The sequence below is a fragment of the Actinomadura citrea genome (genome assembly GCF_013409045.1).
GTDB lineage: Bacteria > Actinomycetota > Actinomycetes > Streptosporangiales > Streptosporangiaceae > Spirillospora > Spirillospora citrea.
The window spans coordinates 3,804,008-3,822,831 of record NZ_JACCBT010000001.1 but is presented as its reverse complement, the minus strand read 5'-3'; the positions used below and the strand labels follow the sequence as shown (position 1 = coordinate 3,822,831).

18 protein-coding genes are annotated in these 18,824 nt (G+C 74.1%); 13 read left to right on the top strand and 5 right to left on the bottom strand.

Annotated features, from left to right (window positions below; translation table 11 throughout):
• Window positions 1-2 precede the first annotated feature (2 nt).
• On the bottom strand, window positions 3-443 hold the full coding sequence (gene paaI, locus BJ999_RS17995; protein WP_308427296.1) for a hydroxyphenylacetyl-CoA thioesterase PaaI: 441 nt from the start codon (window positions 441-443) through the stop codon (window positions 3-5).
• A 90-nt stretch (window positions 444-533) separates the two neighbouring features.
• On the opposite strand from paaI, the gene BJ999_RS17990 reads away from it, so the two are divergent.
• The 9 genes from BJ999_RS17990 (at window position 534) to BJ999_RS17950 (ending at window position 9,113) form a co-directional block, all read left to right on the top strand.
• Window positions 534-935 (top strand): nitroreductase family deazaflavin-dependent oxidoreductase, encoded by a 402-nt coding sequence (locus BJ999_RS17990; RefSeq protein WP_179834367.1) that lies wholly within the window; start codon window positions 534-536, stop codon window positions 933-935.
• A 105-nt stretch (window positions 936-1,040) separates the two neighbouring features.
• Entirely contained in the window at window positions 1,041-2,192 is a 1,152-nt protein-coding gene (locus tag BJ999_RS17985; RefSeq protein WP_229810697.1) for a phosphotransferase enzyme family protein, read from the top strand.
• A 151-nt stretch (window positions 2,193-2,343) separates the two neighbouring features.
• Window positions 2,344-3,210, top strand: coding sequence for an NAD(P)-dependent oxidoreductase (locus BJ999_RS17980; protein ID WP_179834366.1), 867 nt, complete (start codon window positions 2,344-2,346; stop codon window positions 3,208-3,210).
• Between the two features lie 62 nt (window positions 3,211-3,272).
• A complete protein-coding gene (locus tag BJ999_RS17975) occupies window positions 3,273-3,662 on the top strand; it encodes a VOC family protein (RefSeq protein ID WP_179834365.1) in 390 nt (129 codons plus the stop codon).
• A gap of 13 nt (window positions 3,663-3,675) precedes the next feature.
• Window positions 3,676-4,278: a class I SAM-dependent methyltransferase gene (locus tag BJ999_RS17970; RefSeq protein WP_179834364.1), complete on the top strand. Its 603-nt coding sequence runs from the start codon at window positions 3,676-3,678 to the stop codon at window positions 4,276-4,278.
• 66 nt (window positions 4,279-4,344) lie between these two features.
• Entirely contained in the window at window positions 4,345-5,184 is an 840-nt protein-coding gene (locus BJ999_RS17965) for a hypothetical protein (RefSeq protein ID WP_179834363.1), read from the top strand.
• Window positions 5,181-6,275, top strand: coding sequence for a hypothetical protein (locus BJ999_RS17960; protein WP_179834362.1), 1,095 nt, complete (start codon window positions 5,181-5,183; stop codon window positions 6,273-6,275). The genes BJ999_RS17965 and BJ999_RS17960 overlap by 4 nt, the downstream gene beginning before the upstream one ends.
• Before the next feature lie 7 nt (window positions 6,276-6,282).
• Window positions 6,283-7,755 (top strand): hypothetical protein, encoded by a 1,473-nt coding sequence (locus BJ999_RS17955; protein WP_179834361.1) that lies wholly within the window; start codon window positions 6,283-6,285, stop codon window positions 7,753-7,755.
• 29 nt (window positions 7,756-7,784) lie between these two features.
• On the top strand, window positions 7,785-9,113 hold the full coding sequence (locus BJ999_RS17950) for an AAA family ATPase (protein ID WP_373292894.1): 1,329 nt from the start codon (window positions 7,785-7,787) through the stop codon (window positions 9,111-9,113).
• Window positions 9,114-9,146: 33 nt separating this feature from the next.
• On the opposite strand, the gene BJ999_RS17945 is transcribed toward BJ999_RS17950, so the two are convergent.
• Window positions 9,147-9,935, bottom strand: coding sequence for an ABC transporter ATP-binding protein (locus BJ999_RS17945; RefSeq protein ID WP_179834359.1), 789 nt, complete (start codon window positions 9,933-9,935; stop codon window positions 9,147-9,149).
• Between the two features lie 193 nt (window positions 9,936-10,128).
• Here BJ999_RS17945 and BJ999_RS17940 point away from each other — a divergent pair, with 193 nt between their 5' ends.
• The 3 genes from BJ999_RS17940 (at window position 10,129) to BJ999_RS17930 (ending at window position 11,789) form a co-directional block, all read left to right on the top strand.
• Window positions 10,129-10,644: a hypothetical protein gene (locus BJ999_RS17940; RefSeq protein WP_179834358.1), complete on the top strand. Its 516-nt coding sequence runs from the start codon at window positions 10,129-10,131 to the stop codon at window positions 10,642-10,644.
• A gap of 101 nt (window positions 10,645-10,745) precedes the next feature.
• Window positions 10,746-11,435, top strand: coding sequence for a thioesterase family protein (locus BJ999_RS17935; protein WP_179834357.1), 690 nt, complete (start codon window positions 10,746-10,748; stop codon window positions 11,433-11,435).
• Between the two features lie 132 nt (window positions 11,436-11,567).
• Entirely contained in the window at window positions 11,568-11,789 is a 222-nt protein-coding gene (locus BJ999_RS17930; protein ID WP_179834356.1) for a hypothetical protein, read from the top strand.
• Window positions 11,790-11,822: 33 nt separating this feature from the next.
• On the opposite strand, the gene BJ999_RS17925 is transcribed toward BJ999_RS17930, so the two are convergent.
• A complete protein-coding gene (locus tag BJ999_RS17925) occupies window positions 11,823-13,355 on the bottom strand; it encodes a coiled-coil domain-containing protein (RefSeq protein WP_179834355.1) in 1,533 nt (510 codons plus the stop codon).
• 27 nt (window positions 13,356-13,382) lie between these two features.
• The gene (gene pip, locus BJ999_RS17920) at window positions 13,383-14,390 is read right to left on the bottom strand and encodes a prolyl aminopeptidase (RefSeq protein ID WP_179834354.1); all 1,008 of its coding nucleotides are present in this window, start codon (window positions 14,388-14,390) and stop codon (window positions 13,383-13,385) included.
• Window positions 14,391-14,465: 75 nt separating this feature from the next.
• On the opposite strand from pip, the gene BJ999_RS17915 reads away from it, so the two are divergent.
• Window positions 14,466-14,690, top strand: a complete 225-nt coding sequence (locus BJ999_RS17915; protein WP_179834353.1) for a hypothetical protein — start codon at window positions 14,466-14,468, stop codon at window positions 14,688-14,690.
• Here BJ999_RS17915 and hrpA read toward each other — a convergent pair.
• Window positions 14,687-18,619 (bottom strand): ATP-dependent RNA helicase HrpA, encoded by a 3,933-nt coding sequence (gene hrpA / locus BJ999_RS17910; protein ID WP_179834352.1) that lies wholly within the window; start codon window positions 18,617-18,619, stop codon window positions 14,687-14,689. The two genes, BJ999_RS17915 and hrpA, sit on opposite strands and share 4 nt — an antisense overlap.
• Window positions 18,620-18,824 lie beyond the last annotated feature (205 nt).

The following is an 18,824-nucleotide window of genomic DNA, read 5'->3' as shown; positions in this document are numbered from 1 at the left end:
CCTCAGGGCGCGCCGCCGTCCAGGACGCGCTGGTCCCGGCTGCGGCTCCCGCCGCGGAACTCCGCGATGACCTCGCCGCCGGGGACGCGGCGGACCGTGACGTCGTAGATGCCGCTCCGCCCGTACCGGGTGCGTTCGACCGCGGTCGCTTCCAGGACGTCACCGCCGCGCGCGCTCGCGACGAAGACCACGTCGGCCGACGCCGCGACCGTCACGGAGTCATAGGTGTTGCACGCGTAGGCGAAAGCCGAGTCGGCGAGCAGGAACAGGTAGCCGCCGTGAGCGATCCCGTGCCCGTTCACCATGGTGCCGGCCACCGTCATCCGCAGCCGCGCCCGCCCCGGTGCGATCTCGGTGATCTGCATGCCGAGGTCCTGCGCCACCCTGTCCTGCGCGTACATCGTCTCGGCGCACCGCCGCGCCACCTCCGCCGCATCATCCACCACGCCAGGGTAGTGATCCCGAGAAGGGCGGCTCCGACCCGCGGGTTGCAGAAGAGCGCCCTTATGGCCATGGCAAAGTGAGGGGAAACCATGCTGTACGGCAAGGAACACGTCGAGCGGTACCAGGAGACCGACGGCGCGGAGGGACACGACTGGCAGGGCACCGTCACCCTCCTGCTCACCACCACCGGGCGGCGCAGCGGCAAGGAGCGCACGACGCCGCTCATCTACCAGCCGGAAGGCGACGCCTACCTCGTCGTGGCGTCCAAGGGCGGGGCGGACGCCCCGCCGCTCTGGTACCTCAACCTCCGGGACAACCCCGAGGTGAAGGTGCAGGTGAAGGGCGACAGGTTCACCGCTCGGGCCCGCACGGCGACGCCGGAGGAGAAGCCCGCCCTGTGGCGGAAGATGACCGCCACCTGGCCGGACTACGACGAGTACCAGAAGAAGACGGACCGCGACATCCCCGTCGTCGTCCTCGAACGCGCCTGAGGCGCCGGACCGCGCGGTTCACTTTCGCGCCACGGCCGGGACGTGTAGCGTCGGCGTAGAACATCCATTCGACCGCCGTCCGTCCGAAGCAGCCGAGGTGCCGAGGTGCCGACGTCCCAGAGTGCTGACGCCAGAGACAGGGCTGACACCGAACACCGGGCCGGCGCGGCGAACCGGGCCGACGGGAGCGGGCAGGCGAAGGCGGACGGCGGGCCCGGCGCCGAGCCTCTCCCGCCCCGGCTGCTGAAACGCTGGGAGATCGGCGCGCCGGACGTGAGGACCCCGCCGGCCACCGGGCAGGGCCACCGGAGCTGGCGCGTCGACACGGCCGGCGGCGCGTTCTTCCTCAGGGAGCACGCCGGCGCCGACCGGCGCCGCGTGCTGTTCCAGCACGGCGTCACGGCCGCGCTCGACGCGGCCGGTCTTCCGGTGCTCGCGCCCGTGCCGGCGCGCGGCGGCCGCACGCTGGTCACCGCCGCCGGCCGCGGATACGCCCTGTACCCGTGGGTCGGCGGCCGCGGCCGCGGCGGCCTGGAGCTGACGTTCGCCCAGTGCGAGGCCCTCGGCGAGCTGCTCGGACGGCTGCACGCCGCGCTCGACGAGCTCACGCCGCCCGTCCAGCAGAGCATGCTCGTGCCGGCGCCGCGGGCCGCCGACGCGGCCGCGGCCGTCGAGGCGACGCTGCGCGACGTCCCGGACGGCGGGGGCGGCACCGACTTCGACGCGCTGACCGCGCGCCGCCTTCGCGAACGCCGCGATCTGCTCACCGAGTTCGCCGGGCACCAGCCGCCCGACGTCGAGGTGAGCACGGTCGGGCACCTGCACGGCTCCTTCCACGCCGAGCACCTGCGCTACGGCGGGTCGGGCAACGTCACCGCCGTGCTCGGCTGGGGCGGCCTCACCACGGGCCCGGTCGCCGGGGAGGTCGTGCGCTCGGCGGCACGGCTGTTCGCCTGCGAGGACGAGCGCGGCCTCGATCTCGACCGCGTCCAGGCGTTCGTGCGCGGGCACCGCTCCGCCTTCCCGCTGGACGCCGGGCAGATCCAGTCGGCCGTGCACCGCGAATGGTGGGAGCGGCTCTGCGACGTCGCGCCGCTGCGGCACCGCTACCTGGGCGGGCACGGCGCGGGCGAGCGGGGTCCATCCACACTCGTGAGCTGGTGGTCGGCCCACCTCGACCGCACCCTCGACGCCTTCGCCGTGCCCTACACCGCCGTGTACGCCGACGCGCCCGGCGACAGCCCCGCCTACGGCTGACCGGCCCGGCCGGCCGCCGCCCGATCGGACGGCGCGGCGAGGCATTCCCGCCTCCGGACGGGTAGGGGTTCCTGCGGATGCGCATCAGGCCGTGATGTGCGAATGTTGTCCCCGCACCATTCTGTATCAAGCAGTCCAAAAGGAGGGGCAGATGACTCAGGTCGCAGTGCTCGGCACCGGGATCATGGGCGCCGCGATGGCCCGCAACCTGCTGAGGAACGGCCACGGGGTCGCCGCCTGGAACCGCACGGCCGCCCGCGCGGAACCGCTCGCCGCCGACGGCGCCGCCGTCGCGGCCTCCCCCGCCGACGCCGTCCGGGACGCCGACGTGGTCATCACCATGCTGAACGACGGGGAGACGGCCCTGGCGGTGATGAACGACGCCGCGCCCGCGCTGCGCGCCGGGCAGGTCTGGGCGCAGATGGGCACGGTCGGCGTCGCGGACGTGCCCGCGCTGGCGCGGCTCGCCGCCGACCACGGGCTGACGTTCGTCGACTCCCCCGTCCAGGGCACCAGGCAGCCCGCCGAGCAGGGCAGGCTCGTCGTCCTCGCCGCCGGGCCGCAGGACGCGCGCAAGGCCCTGGGGCCGGTCTTCGACGCGGTCGGCGGCAAGACGGTGTGGCTGGACGAGGACGGCGCGAGCGGCGCGGGCACCCGGCTCAAGCTGGCCGCCGTGAGCTACGCCATCTCGCTGACCTCGGTCGTCGCCGAGTCGGTGGCGCTGACCAAGGGCTTCGGACTCGATCCGTCCCTGCTCGGCGAGGTCCTCACCGGCGGCCCGCTCGACAGCCCCTACCTGCAGACCAAGATGAAGGCGATGCTCGACGGCGACTTCGAGCCGAGCTTCGCCGTCCGCAACGCCGAGAAGAACACCCGGCTCATCCACGACTCCGCCGAGGCGGCAGGCGTCCGCGTCGACGTGAACGACGCGGCGGGCGAGCGTTTCCGGCGTGCCATCGAGCAGGGGCACGGCGACGAGGACATGGCCGCCACCTACCGCGCCAGCTTCGCGGACTGACCCGGGCCGGCACCGGGCGCGCCGGTGCGCGCGCCGGGCGGCGCCGGGGTCAGGATGGTGGCATGGACGTACTGAGCAGCCGCATCCTGCTTCGCTCCGGCGACCCGGCGCGCACCCGGCGCTTCTACCGTGACGTGCTGGGCCTCGCCGTGTACCGGGAGTTCGGCCCGGCCGACTCTCCCGGCGTGGTGTTCTTCCTCGGTCCGGGCTTCCTGGAGGTGTCGGGGCACGGCGACGGCGGGGCCGGGGCGTCGCCGATGCTCTGGCTCCAGGTCCGCGACGTCCGGGCCGAGCACGAACGGCTCGCGGCCGCCGGTGCCCGCGTCACGCGGGAGCCGCGGGAGGAACCGTGGGGACTGGTCGAGATGTGGATCGAGGACCCCGACGGCGTCAAGATCGTTATTGTGGAGGTGCCGGCGGGGCACCCTCTCCGCCGCGACCCGCGCTCCTGACCCGGCGGTGACGATGACCGGCGACTACTGGAACCACAACACGCACTACCACGGTGTCGTGCTGCGCAACGTGCCGCGCGGGTGCGGGGAGGCGCTGGACGTCGGCTGCGGGGACGGCCTGCTGGTGCGCCGCCTCGCGCCCCGCGCGACGCATGTCACCGGTCTCGACCGGTCGCCGGACATGGTCGCCGAGGCGGCGCGGTCGAGCAGGGGCGCCGGCAACGTCGACTTCGTCGAGGCGGGTCTCCTCGAATACGACCTGCCGGAGGACTTCTACGACTTCGTCTGCAGTGTCGCCGCGATCCACCACATGGACTTCGCCAAGGGCCTGTCGGCGATGCGCGGCGCCGTCCGGCCGGGCGGCAACCTCGTGGTCATCGGGCTGGCGAACAACAAGGGGCTCCGTGACCGGGCGTACGCTGCCACCGGCCTCCCCGCGCACTACGTCCACCGGCTCCGCAACCGGGGGCGCGCAGGCAACCCCGGCGCCCCGGTCATGGATCCCGACATGACGTGGGGCGAGGTCCGGGACGAGGCACTGCGGCTGCTGCCCGGCGCCGTGTTCCGCAGGCACCTGCTGTGGCGCTATTCCCTCGTGTGGCGCAAGCCGCGCTGAGCCCGCCTGACACCACAAAACTGGAAAACACTGGAAGTGTCGGGAAGTACCTGTACTGTCTGCCGCATGTCCCGGTCCCCCGGCGTCCCGTCCCCCGACGAGCTGGAGACGCGCATCGCCGAGCTGCGCGCAGCCGTGCGCCGGGCCATGGCCGCCGGCGACCGGGCACGGGCCCGCGAGCTGCGCTCTGAGCTGCGCAGCACCGAGACCGCGTGGGACGACGCCGTCCTCGGCGACACCACCGGGTCCGGCGGCCGCCGCGACGAGGACGACGGCCCGCGCGGCCTGCTGCCCGTCCGGGAGCAGGTCCACCAGGCGCTCACCCTGCTCGGGGCGCCCGCCGCGCCGAAGCTGATCGGGTCGGTGTACGCGGCGTTCTTCCCCGGCCGGATCCCGGGGAGCCGCCTGACGAGCCTGCGCCGCGACGAGGAGCGCTCCTTCCGCACCGCCCCGTACGCGCGCCCGTACTACCTGTGCGCCGCGCTGACCGCCGACCTGCTCGCGCCCGCGCGCGGGCTGCTCACCGTGAGCACGTGGCCGCTGGAGCAGCGCATCGTCGGGCCCCTCAGCCCGCGCACCGACTTCCTCACCTGCGCGCTGCGGCTGGCCGAGCACGCCGGGCGCGGGACGCCGTCGCCGGACGTGCAGCGGCTCCTGTGGCGTTTCGCGTCCAACATTCCCGGTGCGGTCACCGGTACGGTCGGTACAGTCGATCCGGCCGTGCTCGCCGAGGCCGCCCGGGCCGAGCTGGACGTGCACCGCGACCCGGACCGGCGGCGGCGCGAGTCGGCCGCGGCACGCGCCCGGGAGCGGCTCGACGACGCCGAACGGCTGTTCGGCACCCGGCTGCGGGCCCTGCGGGATCCCGGCCGGCGCCCCGCCATCAACGGAGAGACGGACCGATGACCGACACCGCGCCGGACCTGGACCGGCTGCGCGGCGACGCGCCCCCGCGCAACCACGACGCCCGCACGATCGCCGCGCTCACGTCCAATCCGGGCTGCGCCCGCCGCGGGGTGATGGACGCGGCGGGAGTCGACAAGGACGCGGTGGCGCGCGCACTGGGGTTCCCCGCGCCGTTCGGCCAGTCCCAGTTCGCGATAACGCGCGGGAACGCGTTCGAGGCGCAGGTGAAGGCGGACGGCTGCGCGGAGCTGCTGACACTGCTGCGCGAGCGGATCGGCCTCGCCGTTCCCGAGGTCGCCTACGACGACCTTGAGGTGGTCGCGGGCAACGAGGGCCGGGAGCTGCGGCACTCGCGCACGCGGCGGCTGGTCGCCCGCGCGCTGGAGACCGGCGAGGGGACGCTGTTCGACCATCCGCTGCTGCGGCTGGAGATCGGCGGGCGGCCCGCCTACCTGGAACCGGACGTGATCGCGTTCCAGCTCGAAGGCCGGATGCACGTCATCGAGATCAAGTCGTTCGCGGTCGTGGACGGGCAGGCCGAGCCGGAGCAGGTCGCGGCGGCGGCCCGCCAGTCGGCGGTGTACGTGCTGGCGCTGCGGCGGCTGGCGGCGGAGCTCGGGCACGACCCGGCGCGCGTGTCGCACGAGGTGTTCCTCGTCTGCCCGGAGAACTTCTCGAACCGTCCCACGGCGACGCCGCTGGACGTGCGGCCGCAGCTCGCCGTCCTGGAACGGCAGCTCACGCGCCTCACCCGCGTCGACGCCATCCTCGCCGAACTGCCGGACGACCTGTCGTTCGAGCCCGGGGAGGCGCTCGCGGAGTCCGTGCGGGCCGTCGAGGCGCGGTACGCGCCCGAGTGCATGGCGGGCTGCGAGATGGCGCTGTTCTGCCGGGACGAGGCGCGGGCGTGCGGCGCGACGGGCGCGCTCGGCCGGTCCGTCCGCGACGACCTCGGCGGCGTCGACACGATCGGCGCCGCGCTCGCGCTGGCGGACGGGTCGCTGCATCCCTCCGACGACCTGGCCGAGACGGCCGAGCAGCTGCGCGCCGCGGCCCGTCTGCGCGACGAGGCGCTGCACGGGGCCGCGTGATCCGCCCATGACTGCGCTGTCCTCGCTCGCGCGGTTGCAGGCGGTGTCCGCCGGGATCGCGCAGCCGCTCGCGACCGTGCGGCACTGTCATGTCTCCGGCGCCCCGCTCGTGCTCGTCCCACTGAAGCTCGCCGGGGAGGCGGCGGCACCGCTGGCCGTGATGCTCGGCAGCGCGCCGGACGACGCGACGGTGCTCGTGGTCCCGCAGCCGCGCAACCGCGACCTGCGGTTCGCCTTCGCGGCGACCCTCGCCAAGCTCGTGCTGAACCACATCGAGACGAGCCGGGGCCCGGTGGAGGAACTGCCGCCCGGCAAGGACGGGGAGGAGCGGATCCGGTACGGGGACGCGCCGCAGCTGCTCGTGCCGAACCGGGGCGGCGTCGCGTTCCTGCGGATGGTGGGCCGGTCGACGCGGTTCCGCAGCACCGAGGGCCCGTACGCGGTGGACCCGGCGGTGCCGGTGCTCGGCCGATGGCTGACCTGGTTCGCCGACCGCCACGACCATCCGGGGTCGTCCCTGCTCGGGGCGGTGACGGAGCTGCTGCGGCTGCACTGGGCGACCGGGCAGAGCTCGCTGGAGGACGGCAACCTCGCCGCGCTGATCGGCTGGATCGAGCCGCCGGACGGCCTCGACGGCCCGGCCGCGGCGGCCCGCGCCGAGGACCCCGTCGTCTGCCCGCCCGCGGGCCCGACGACCGACCCGACCTTCGACAACGAGGTCCTCGCCCCCGCGATCGCCGCCTACGACCGGTCGGGCGGGGCCCCCGCCACCGAGGAGCGGCTGCGCGCCGCGGTCGCGAGCCAGCTGACCCCGACCTGGGAGCTGATGTGGCGGGCCGTCGGGCTGCTGCGCGCGCTGCCGGAGGGGGCGAGCGTCCCGCGCCGCTGGGAGCGCGACCGGGACGCCTTCACCTATTACCACCAGACGTTCGGCGAGGCGTATCCTCAGGCGCGCCGAGACCCGCCCGTCCGCGCGGCGCGGCGGCTGCACGACCTCGAACGCGCGCAGGACGCCTACGACGCGCAGCGAGCGTTCGACGACCCCCTGGTGATGGCCGAGCACCGGCTGGCCGGCCAGGCGTTCGGGGGGACGGTCACCGAGTGCGACCCCGCCCGGCTGGACGAGACGGGCAAGCGGCCGAAGCTGCGCCCGCTGCTGCGGGTCGGCACCCGGGACCCGGTGCGGCTGGACGCCGGCACGACCGTGTGCAGTGCCGCCAGACCGGCGCTCAAGGGGAGGATCGTGGAGTTGGACGACGGCGGCGTGCTGCTGGAGCTGACCGGCGGGATGGGCCGCAAGCTCACCCCCGAGGCGGGCTCCGTGCCCGAGGTCGGCGACCGGGTGTGCTTCACCTCGCTGACGGAGGGCTCGTTCGGCGCGGCGAGGTTCCCCGACCGGGAGGACACGCCGTGGACGCACGGCGGGCCGCCCGTCGAGTACGTGCCGACCGACGAGGACGCCGAAGAGGAATGGTCGTGACCGGATACGCGGGCCGTCACCTGGCGCCGGTGGCGGCGCGGGACCCGGAGCCGTCCCTCGATCCCGGCGTCGCCGCGGCGCGGGTCGTGGACGGCGTCCTGGCCGACCTCGGCGGCGGGCACCGCGGCGTGGTGGTCGACTCCCCGCCGGGCGCGGGCAAGTCGACGCTGGTGGTCCGCGCGGCCGCGCACCTGGCCGAGGCCGGCGAGCGGCTGATGATCGTGGCGCAGACCAACGAGCAGGTCGACGACCTCATCGACCGGATCGCCGCGAAGCACCCCGGCATCACGCTGGGACGGCTGTCGGCGTCGGGCTACCTGCCGTCCGAGCGGGTCATGGCGCACCCGTCGGTACGGGTGGCGCAGAAGGCCGACGACCTCGCCGAGCACACCGTCGTCATCGCGACGGGCGCGAAGTGGGCCACGCTCTCGGAGGGGTCGTGGCCGTGGGCGATCGTGGACGAGGCGTACCAGATGCGCTCGGACCTGCTGCTGCGCATCGCCGGGCGGTTCGAGCGGGCGCTGTTCGTCGGCGACCCCGGCCAGCTCGACCCGTTCTCCACCGTCGAGGTCGAACGCTGGGCGGGCCTGACCTGGGACCCGATGCGCAGCGCCGTGTCGGTCCTGCTGGCGCACAACCCGGAGCTTCCCGTCCACCGGCTGCCGGTGTCATGGCGGCTGCCCGCGTCGGCGGCGCCGGTGGTCTCGGAGGCGTTCTACCCGTTCACCGGATTCCGCGCCGGGACGGGGCCGGGCGACCGGAGGCTGGAGTTCGCCGCGCGCGGCATGGGCACCACCTACGACCACGCGCTCGAAGAGGCGGCGGCCACCGGCTGGGCCCTCTACGAGCTGCCCGCCCGGCACACGCTGCGCACCGACGCCGAAGCCGTCCGCGCGACGGCGGCGCTCGCCGTCCGGCTGCTGCAACGCGGCCCCGTCGCCCACTCCGAGCTGGGCTCTGACCCGGTGGACGCCGCGCGCGTCGCGATCGGCGCGGCCCACCGCGACCAGGTCACCGCGATCCGCGCCGCGCTCGGGCCGCACGGCGAGGGCATCACCGTCGACACCGCCAACCGGCTCCAGGGCCGCGAGTACGACGTGACGGTCGTGCTGCACCCGCTGTCGGGGCGCCGCGACGCGACCGCGTTCCACCTGGAGTCGGGGCGGCTGTGCGTGCTGGCGTCGCGGCACCGCCACGCGTGCGTCGTGGTGGCGCGGGCGGGCATCCCCGAACTGCTGGACGCGCATCCGTCCGCCGAGCCGGTGCACCTCGGCGTGCCGGTCAAGTTCCCGGACGGGTGGGAGGCGAACCAGTCGGTCCTGGCCCACCTGGCCAAGCACCGCGTCGCCGGCGGCTAGCCCGGGGAACCGCCGGCGCTCGGGAGGGGCCGGTCAGGCTCGTCCGGCGGTCGCGGCCCAGCGCCCGCGGTTCCGGCTGATGGTGATCGGATGGTCGAAGCACGCGCTGACCAGCTCGGTCGTGAGGACGTCGTCGGCCGGGCCGGAGGCGAGCACCCTGCCCTCGCGCAGCAGCAGCGCGTGGCTGGTGCTGACGGGCAGCTCCTCCAGATGGTGCGTGACGAGCACGGTGGTCAGGTCGGGCCGCCCGGCGCGCAGCTGGTCGAGGCCGGCGAGCAGCCGCTCACGGGCGGCGACGTCCAGCCCCGTGGCGGGCTCGTCGAGCAGCAGCAGCGGCGGGTCGGGCATCAGCGCCCGCGCGATCAGCGTGCGTCCCCGCTCCCCCTGCGACAGGTTCGGCCAGCGGGCGTCCGTGCGGGGCGTGAGGCCCATCAGCGCGATCAGCTCGTCCGCCCGGCGCAGGTCCTCCGCGGCCGGCGTCCAGCGGGGCACCAGCTCGATGGTGCCCGTCACGCCGGTCAGGACGATCTCGCGCACCGTCCGCGCCGACTCCAGGGGGTGGCGCGGGTCGACCTGCCCGATCAGCCTGCGCAGCTCCCGGACGTCCACGCGGCCGAGCCGGCGCCCGAGGATCTCCGCCGTGCCGCGCGTCGGGTGGGTGTAGGCGCCGAGGATGCCGAGCAGCGTGCTCTTGCCGGCCCCGTTCGGGCCGATCAGCGCCCAGTGCTCGCCGCGCAGCACCGTCAGCGTGACGCGGTCGAGCAGCGGCCGCCGCTCGCGCACCAGATCGATCTTGTCGGCGTTCAGCACGACATCGGGCACGGGACCTCCCGTTCGAGAGCACGGAATGAGGGCACGCGGATGGATGTGCGGCGTGCGGACGCGGGAGACCGGGGTCGCCGGGGCGGATGCGTCGGTGAAGGGTCCTCAACGTACCCGAACGCCGCGGCCTGGTACGAGCGAGGCGTCCGGACGGATACTGTGAGAGCCGGTGCCTCAGCGATCGGGGAGGGACATGGAGGACCTCGGCTTCATGTGCGCCCGCTGCGGCGGCGAGGTGCACGACGTGACGCACAACCGCGAAGGCTCGCTCGACGGCGTCGGCTACCGCCACAACCGGCGGGTGGAGCCGTGGGACCACGAGCTCGAGCTCGCGGTCGGCGAGCCCGCCCCGCTCGACCAGGTGTGCGACTTCTGCGGCGTGGCCGCGCCGCGCTGGCTCTACTACCCCACGCTCGACCCCGACGACACCGACATGTTCGAGGTCGAGCTGGACACCACGCACCTGTCGGACGACGACACCGCCGTGGCCGTTCTCAACATGCTCTATCCCTGGTACGGGTGCGACACGTGCTCCGTCCTCGTCGCCGACCGCAACGTCGACCTTCTCATCGACCGGGCCCTCGACCGCACCCCCGTCCCCGCGGACGGTCCCGTCGACGAGGACACCGCCCGGGCCCGCCTGCGGGGCTCCCTCTCGGTCTTCTTCACCACCCGTCCGGGCAGGCCGCAGCCTTCCCGGGCGGTGTAGCGCGGGCGGCGCCCGGCTACCCCCGGGGGGTGGGTTGTCGGTGGGGCTCAATATGATCGGTCCCGTTTTGGTTTGGCGGTTGTGAGCACGGGGGACATGAAATGATCATCGAGAGGCGGTTCCACGGGCCGGACGGGTCCGGGAACGGCGGGTACGTGGCGGGGCGCCTGGCGGGGAGGGTGCCGATCGACACGGTGACGGTGACGCTGCGGCGGCCGCCGCCGCTGGACACCGAGCTCCGCGTCACGGTCGAGGACGAGCGCGGGCACAGCGCGCGGCTGTGGGACGGCGACCGGCTCGTCGCCGAGGCGCTCGCGGGAGCGATCGTGGTACCGCCCATCGCGGCGGTGCCGTTCGAGGAGGCGCTGACGGCGGCGGAGAAGTACCGGACGGCGGAGAACCACCCGTTCCCGGGCTGCTTCGTGTGCGGGCCGGAGCGCGAACCCGGCGACGGGCTGCGGCTCGAACCGGGGCCCGTCTCCGAGGGCACCGTCGCGGCGCCGTGGATCCCCGAGCGGGTGCCCGAGCGGGAGCTGGTGTGGGCCGCGCTGGACTGCCCCGGCGGCTGGTCGTTCGACGTGGCGGGCCGCCCGGCGGTCCTCGGCACGATGACGGCGCAGGTCATGGACGTGCCGGAAGCCGGCGAGCGATGCGTCGTGATGGGTCTCGCGCGCAGCCGCGAGGGCCGCAAGATGCACGCGGCGACCGCCCTGTACGGGGCGGACGGGCGGCTGCTGGGCCGCGCCGAGCAGATCTGGATCGAGGTCGATCCCGAGACGTTCGGGCGCTGACCGTCCGGCCGACGATCCGACGGCGCAGCCGCCCGGGTCCGCCCGTTTCGGCGAACTGTGTCGTCCGACACTGTCACTCGCGCCGGATCCGCTGTTCAATCTGAGCTTCCGCGGAAAACGGGAGGCGGATCGATGCGCGGAGACGGGTTGCTCATCGTGGGGCTGGCGGCGCTGACCGTGTACATCGGGGCTTACTGGGAGCACGCCCGCCGCGCCGCGGTGGACATGGGGCGTGGCCATCGGAGGGTTCTCACGCCGCGGCGGATCGCGGCGAGGAAGCGCGACCAGGTCCTGGTGTCCGCCTCGGTGGCGGCGCTGGCGCTGGCGCTGGTCCTCGTGGTCGGCCTCCGCTGAGCCCGGACGGCGCGGCCGCCCGGGCCCGGTCGGTCAGGGACCGGTGAACAGGGGGTCCTCCCAGTCGACACCGTTGAGGGAGCGGCCCTGGTCCGGGGGGTTGCCGCCCGGGGCGGGATGGCCGCCGGTGGTCGAGGCCGGCGTCCCGTTCGGGGCGGGAGGCGGGTTCGGGACGGGGGCCCCGAGGGGTACCGGCGCGCCGGGGCGGGCCGGCGTGCCGCCCGGGAAGGGGCCGCCGATCGGGGGCGGGCCCGGCGGCATGCCGGGCGCCGGGGCGGTGCCGGGGGCTCCGGTGGGCGGCACGCCGGGCGGGGGCCCCGGGTGGCCGCCGCCGGACATCCGCCCGCCGGGCGGGAAGTTCGACGAGAGCGTGTTGTGGGTGAGCTGGTCGATCTGGCGCCGGGCGCGGTCGGCCTCGGCGCGGGCGGCGTCGCGCTCCTCGGCGAGGGCGGTGAGCGCGGCCTGCTGCTCGGCGACCGACTGCGACAGCTGCCGCAGCTGCACCGCCTGGTCGTTGACCTTGGTGTTCAGCTCGTCCCGCTCGGCCGTCGCGGCCGTGGCCTGCGCCTGCGCGGCTTCGCGCTCCTTGGCGGCCTCGTCGGCGCGGGCGTTGGCGCGGACGACCTCCGCCTCGGCCTCCGACTGCGCGCGCAGGGCGGTGGTGCGCTCGGCCTCGGCCTTGCTGGCGGCCTGCATGGCGCGCTGCCGCTGGGCCTCGGTGTCGCGCATGGCGTTGCGCAGGTCCTCGGCGCCCTGCTTGGCGACCGCGGCCTCCACGCGCTGCGCCTCGGCGGCGCCCTCAGCCTCGGCGAGCTTGGCGTGCAGGCCGACGAGCTCGGCCCGCGCGGCCTCCAGCGCGGCGAGCAGCTCGGTCTCCCGTGCCGCGACCCGGTCGCGCTCGCTCTCGGCCGCGAGCTTGGCCGTCATGGACTGCTGCGCGATCTGGTGGGCCTCCTCCCACGCCTGCTGCGCCGCGTCACGCTTGGCGGTGGCGAGCTTGGCCTCCTCGCGGGCGCGCCCGGCGTCTCCCTCGGCCGTCTCGGCGCGCTTGCGGGACGAGACGGCCTCGTGCCACGCCTCCTCGGCCTTGCGCTGGGAGGCGTCGCGCTCGCTCTGCGCGATGGCGAGCTCGCGGGCGGCCTCGGCGCGCACCTCGGCGACGCGGCGCTCCACGCCGGCGACGCTCAGCTCGGAGGTCAGCGACTCGGCGAGCGCGTCGGCGGCCCGCTCCATCCGCTCGACGAGCTCCCACGCCGACGCGACCTGCCCGGTGAGGCCCGGCGCGTCCCGGCCGCGGTCGCGGCGCTCGCGCGCCTCGCGGGCGCAGGCGCCCTCGTTGTCCTGGCAGTAGCGGACGGTGCGGGCGGCGCCGACCGGCTGCGGGACGGGCCTACCGCAGTTGGCGCACGGCCAGACCGTGACCGGGTCGCCCATGCGCGCGACCGCGGTCTCGGCGGGCGCCCCTGACACCGTGCCCTCGTACGCCGAGCCCTCGGAGACCGCGCCCTGGGGAGCCGCGGCCATCTCCTGGGGGCCGCTATTGTCGCGCTCATCGCTGTTAGGCATGGAATGAACCTTACGCACCCCTGCGCGTCACTGCAGTGACTTGGGTGGTACATGTGGGGGCGCCCACTTCGTGGAGAAGTGAGCGGCGAAAGCGTCGGTGGCCTCGATGAGGCGGTCGCGCGTGCCGGGCTCGCCGCCGCCGTGCCCGGCGTCCTCGACGATGTGGAACCTCGCCTCCGGCCACGCGCGGTGAAGATCCCACGCCTGCTCCAGCGGTGTCTTCATGTCGTAGCGCCCGTTCACGATCACGGCGGGGATGTGCCGGACGCGGTCCACGCCCGCGAGCAGGCCCCCGGCCGGGAGGAAGCCCCCGTTCGCGATGTAGTGGTGCATGATGCGGGCGAAGGCCACCGTCACCGCGTCGTCCAGCTCCGGCGGCGGGACGGGCAGGAGCGTGTTGGCCGTCAGCTCCCACGCGGCCCAGGCTCGGGCGGCGGGAACGTGGACGGCCGGGTCCGGGTGGCCGACGCGGCGCCCGTAGGCGGCCAGCAGGTCGTCCCGCTCGGCGGGCGGGATCGCGTCCCGGAACGCCTCCCACTCGGCCGGGAAGAGACGCGCCGCACCGGTCGCGGCCAGCCCCCACGCCTCGTCCCACGGGCGGACGAGCCAGATGCCGCGCAGCACCATCGCGCTGACCCGGCCGGGATGCGCCTGCGCGTACGCGAGCGCCAGGGTGCTCCCCCAGCTGCCCCCGAACACGAGCCAGCTCTCGATCGACAGGTGCTCGCGCAGGCGCTCGATGTCGGCCACCAGGTGCGGCGTGGTGTTGTGGTCGAGGGACGCCGCCGGGTCGCCGGCGCAGGGCAGGCTCCGCCCGCAGTTGCGCTGGTCGAACAGCACGATGCGGTACCGGGACGGGTCGAAGAACCGCCGGTGGTCGGGCAGGACTCCGCCTCCGGGCCCGCCGTGCAGGAACACCGCGGGCAGTCCCTCCGGATTGCCGCAGGTCTCCCAGTGGACACGGTTGCCGTCGCCGACGTCCAGCAGCCCGGAGTCGTACGGCTCGATCGGTGGGTAGTACTCCCGCGAGGCCATGTCCCAGTATCACCCGAATATGATCATGCGTCAGCCCCCGCCCCCCGCGCCCGCATGACCCGCTACCCTCCCGGCATGACGCAGCCGACGTGCACGCAGTGCGAGGGCGACGACCTCGAATTGGGCTTCATCGAGGACGCGGGCGAGTCCTCCCGCGGTTACGCCCGCTGGATCCTCGGGCCGCTGGAGAAGGGGGTCTTCGGCGGGGCCAAGCGCATGGGCCGGCCCCGCTGGCAGATCGACGCGCTGCGGTGCCGCCGGTGCGGGCACCTGGAACTGTTCGCGCGCACCCCCGCCTAGAGCTGGGCCATCGCCTTGCGGATGCGCTTGTCGGAGACGGGGAAGCGGGTGCCGAGCTGCTGGGCGAAGAGGCTGACCCGCAACTCCTCCAGCATCCAGCGGATCTGCCGCGCCGGCTCCTCCTCGCGCCGGGCCGGATGGAGCCGGCGCAGGGTCTGGTCGTACTCCTGCGTCAGGACCTCGACCTGGTGCGCGAGCATGCGGTCGCGTCCCGGGTTCTCGGGGAGCTTGTCGAGCCTGACCTGCAGGGCGCGCAGGTAGCGCGGCAGATCCGGCAGCCGGGCCCAGCCGGTCGCGGTGACGAACCCCGGCCGGACGAGCGTGCCGAGGTGGCCGCGGACGTCGGTGAGCGCCGGGACCAGGGTCAGGCTCGCCGTGCCGCGCAGACGCCGGTCGATCTCGTGCGCCTCGGCGAGGACGCGCTCGACCAGGCCGACGATCTGGGCCGTGGCGTCGTGCAGGTCGGCGCGGACCCGGTCGTACAGGGCGCGGTAGCCGTCCTCGTCCCACGCGGGTCCGCCCGCCTCGGCGATGAGCCGGTCGGCGGCGGCGGTGACGCAGTCGTCGAACAGCGCCGCGACGGAGCCGTGCGGGTTGTGGCTGAGCGCCAGCTTGCCCTGGTTGGTCAGGCGGCCCTGGATGAGCTTCACCGGCGACGGCGCGTTCAGCAGGATCAGCCGCCGCGTGCCGAGCCACATCGCGCGCCGCTGCTCGGCCTCCGTCTCGTACATGCGGACGGCGACGGTGTCGCCCTCGTCGGTGAGCGCGGGATAGGCCTTGACGTCGTAGCCGGCCTGGTTGCGCTCATAGGTGCGGGGCAGCTCGCCGAGCGTCCACGCGGTGAGCCCGGACCGCTCGATCGTGGACGCCGCCTTGGACAGCGTCCCGCGCACCTTCCCGGCTAGGCGGCGTTTCAGTTCGTCCAGGTCGGTGCCCTCGCCGAGGGACCGGCCTGCCGCGTCCACGACCCGGAAGGTGATGCGCAGGTGGGCGGGCAGCCGGGACGGGTCCCACGCCTCGCGTGCGACCGGCACGCTCGTCATCGCCGTCAGCTCGCGCTCCAGGGCGTCCAGCAGGGGCTCGGTGCGCGGTGCGACGCGGTCGAGGATCTTGCGCGCGTAGTCGGGCGCCGGGACGAAGTTGACGCGCAGCTGCTTCGGCAGCGACCGGATCAGCTCGGTGACCAGTTCGGTGCGCAGGCCCGGCACCTGCCAGTCGAAGCCGGCCGGCCGCACCTGGTTGAGGACCTGGACGGGGATGTGCAGGGTGACGCCGTCGGCGTCGGTGCCCGGCTCGAACTGGTAGGTGAGGCGCAGCCGCAGGGCGCCCTGCTGCCACACGTCCGGGTAGTCGGACTCGCTGACCCCGCCCGCGGACTCGTTGATGAGCATCGACTTCTCGAACCCGAGCAGGTCGGGGTCGGCGCGCCGGGCCTTCTTCCACCAGGCGTCGAAGTGCCGCCCGGACACGACGTCCTCGGGGATCCGCGCGTCGTAGAAGTCGAAGAGGGTCTCGTCGTCGACGAGAATGTCGCGGCGCCGGGCGCGGTGCTCCAGCTCCTCCACTTCGTCCAGCAGGGCGCGGTTGTCGTGGAAGAACCGGTGGTGGGTCTCCCAGTCGCCCTCGACGAGCGCGTGCCGGATGAACAGCTCGCGTGACAGCGCCGGGTCGATGGCGCCGTAGTTGACGCGGCGGTCGGCGACGATCGGGACCCCGTAGAGGGTGACCTTCTCGCGCGCCATGACGGCCGCCTGCTTCTTCGACCAGTGCGGCTCGCTGTAGTTGCGCTTCACCAGGTGCTGCGCGAGGGGCTCGACCCACTCGGGCTCGATCCGGGCGTTGATCCGCCCCCACAGCCGGGAGGTCTCGACCAGCTCGGCCGACATCACCCAGCGCGGCGGCTTCTTGAACAGCGACGACCCCGGGAACACCGCGAACTTCGCGCCCCGGGCGCCGAGGTACTCCTGCCCGCGCCGCTGCTTGTCCTTCTTGTCGACGTCCATCAGGCCGATGTGGGAGAGCAGGCCGGCGAGCAGCGAGGTGTGGATGCGGTCGGGCGGCGCGTCGGCGGTGTTGAGCGTGACGCCGAGCGACTTTGCGACCTGCTTGAGCTGGCCGTGCAGGTCCTGCCACTCGCGGATGCGCAGGTAGTGCAGGAACTCGTTCTTGCACATGCGGCGGAACGCGCTGCCCGACAGCTCCGCCTGCTGCTCGCGCAGGTGGTTCCACAGGTTCAGGTAGGCCAGGAAGTCGGAGCCGGGGTCGGCGAACCGGCGGTGCCTCTCGTCGGCGGCCTGCTGGTTGTCGGCGGGGCGCTCGCGCGGGTCCTGGATGGACAGCGCAGCCGCGATGATCAGGACCTCGCGGACGCAGCCGTTGCGGTCGGCCTCCAGGATCATGCGCCCGAGCCGGGGGTCGACGGGCAGCTGGGCGAGCCGGCGGCCGAGCTCGGTGAGGCGCTTGCGCGGGTCCTTCTCGGCCGGGTCCATCGCGCCGAGCTCGTGCAGCAGGTCCACGCCGGCCTTGACGTTGCGGCGGTCCGGCGGCTCCACGAACGGGAAGGCGGCGATGTCGCCGAGGCCGAGCGCGGTCATCTGCAGAATGACCGACGCGAGGTTGGTCCGCAGGATCTCCGGCTCGGTGAACTCCGGGCGGGACTCGAAGTCCTCCTCGGAGTACAGCCGGACGCACACGCCCTCGGAGACGCGGCCGCAGCGGCCCTTGCGCTGGTTCGCCGAGGCCTGCGACACCGGCTCGATCGGGAGCCGCTGGACCTTCAGCCGGTGGCTGTAGCGGGAGATGCGCGCGGTGCCGGGGTCGACGACGTACTTGATGCCGGGGACCGTCAGCGACGTCTCCGCGACGTTGGTGGCGAGCACGACCCGCCGCCCCCGGTGCGGCTGGAACACCCGGTGCTGCTCGGCCGACGACAGCCGCGCGTACAGCGGCACGACCTCGGTCGTCCCCTTCTGCCGGGTGAAGTGCTTGGTGAGCGCGTCGGCGGTGTCGCGGATCTCCCGCTCGCCGCTGAGGAACACCAGGACGTCGCCGGGCCCCTCGCGGCCGAGCTCGTCGACCGCCTCGACGATCGCCTGGACCTGGTCGCGGTCGGGGTCGGCCGACGGGTCGTCCGGGTCGGTGACGGGGCGGTACCTGACCTCGACCGGATAGGTGCGCCCGGACACCTCCACGATCGGCGCGTCCCCGAAGTGCGCGGAGAACCGCTCCGGGTCGATCGTGGCGGAGGTGATGATCACCTTCAGGTCGGGGCGCCGGGGCAGGATCTCCCTGATGTAGCCGAGGAGGAAGTCGATGTTCAGGCTGCGCTCGTGCGCCTCGTCGATGATGAGCGTGTCGTACTGGCGCAGCAGCCGGTCGGTCTGGATCTCGGCCAGCAGGATGCCGTCGGTCATCAGCTTCACGAGCGTGTCGTCGCTCGACCGGTCGGTGAAGCGCACCTTGTAGCCGACCGCGTCGCCGAGCTCGGTGCCGAGCTCCTCGGCGATGCGGTCGCCGACCGTCCGCGCGGCGAGCCGCCGCGGCTGGGTGTGGCCGATGGAGCCGAGCACGCCCCGGCCCAGTTCGAGGCAGATCTTGGGAATCTGGGTGGTCTTGCCGGAGCCGGTCTCTCCCGCGACGATCACGACCTGGTGGTCGCGGATCGCGGCGAGGATGTCGTCCTTCTTCTTCGACACCGGCAGCTGCGCCGGATAGGTGATCGCGGGCACGGCGAGGCGCCGCCGCTCGACCCGCCGCTCGGCGGCCTCGACGTCGGCGGCGATCTCCTCGGCGACCCTGGCCCGGCGCGCGGCGTCCCGCGTCTTCTGGGCGCCGTCGATCCTGCGGCGCAGCCGGTGCTGGTCGCGCAGCATCAACTGCGGCAGGCGCGCGCGCAGGCCGGCGAGCGGCGATTCCACACTCGTCCCCATAACCATCGACAAGGATAGGGTTCCGGGCCCCCCGGGCCCCACTGACCCCACAACCTTCGCACCGTAGCCGGAACACGCCGCGTGGGGCGATCCATTATCCGGCCGATACAACGCCGGGCCGGGAGAGCGCATTCCATCGTCCGCGGCCGCATTCCGTACCTGATCCTTCACCCAAAGCCACTGCACCGCCCCTTGTCCGTCATTC

Bases quoted from the DNA above. Each gene is read 5' to 3' on its own strand.
- BJ999_RS17970 (WP_179834364.1), top strand. From the start codon at position 3,676: ATGACCGGCGACTACTGGAACCACAACACGCACTACCACGGTGTCGTG.
- BJ999_RS17925 (WP_179834355.1), bottom strand. From the start codon at position 13,355: ATGCCTAACAGCGATGAGCGCGACAATAGCGGCCCCCAGGAGATGGCC.
- BJ999_RS17915 (WP_179834353.1), top strand. From the start codon at position 14,466: ATGACGCAGCCGACGTGCACGCAGTGCGAGGGCGACGACCTCGAATTG.
- hrpA (WP_179834352.1), bottom strand. From the start codon at position 18,619: ATGGGGACGAGTGTGGAATCGCCGCTCGCCGGCCTGCGCGCGCGCCTG.
- BJ999_RS17935 (WP_179834357.1), top strand. From the start codon at position 10,746: ATGATCATCGAGAGGCGGTTCCACGGGCCGGACGGGTCCGGGAACGGC.
- BJ999_RS17930 (WP_179834356.1), top strand. From the start codon at position 11,568: ATGCGCGGAGACGGGTTGCTCATCGTGGGGCTGGCGGCGCTGACCGTG.
- BJ999_RS17990 (WP_179834367.1), top strand. From the start codon at position 534: ATGCTGTACGGCAAGGAACACGTCGAGCGGTACCAGGAGACCGACGGC.
- BJ999_RS17975 (WP_179834365.1), top strand. From the start codon at position 3,273: ATGGACGTACTGAGCAGCCGCATCCTGCTTCGCTCCGGCGACCCGGCG.
- pip (WP_179834354.1), bottom strand. From the start codon at position 14,390: ATGGCCTCGCGGGAGTACTACCCACCGATCGAGCCGTACGACTCCGGG.
- BJ999_RS17960 (WP_179834362.1), top strand. From the start codon at position 5,181: ATGACCGACACCGCGCCGGACCTGGACCGGCTGCGCGGCGACGCGCCC.
- BJ999_RS17955 (WP_179834361.1), top strand. From the start codon at position 6,283: ATGACTGCGCTGTCCTCGCTCGCGCGGTTGCAGGCGGTGTCCGCCGGG.
- BJ999_RS17980 (WP_179834366.1), top strand. From the start codon at position 2,344: ATGACTCAGGTCGCAGTGCTCGGCACCGGGATCATGGGCGCCGCGATG.
- BJ999_RS17965 (WP_179834363.1), top strand. From the start codon at position 4,345: ATGTCCCGGTCCCCCGGCGTCCCGTCCCCCGACGAGCTGGAGACGCGC.
- BJ999_RS17940 (WP_179834358.1), top strand. From the start codon at position 10,129: ATGGAGGACCTCGGCTTCATGTGCGCCCGCTGCGGCGGCGAGGTGCAC.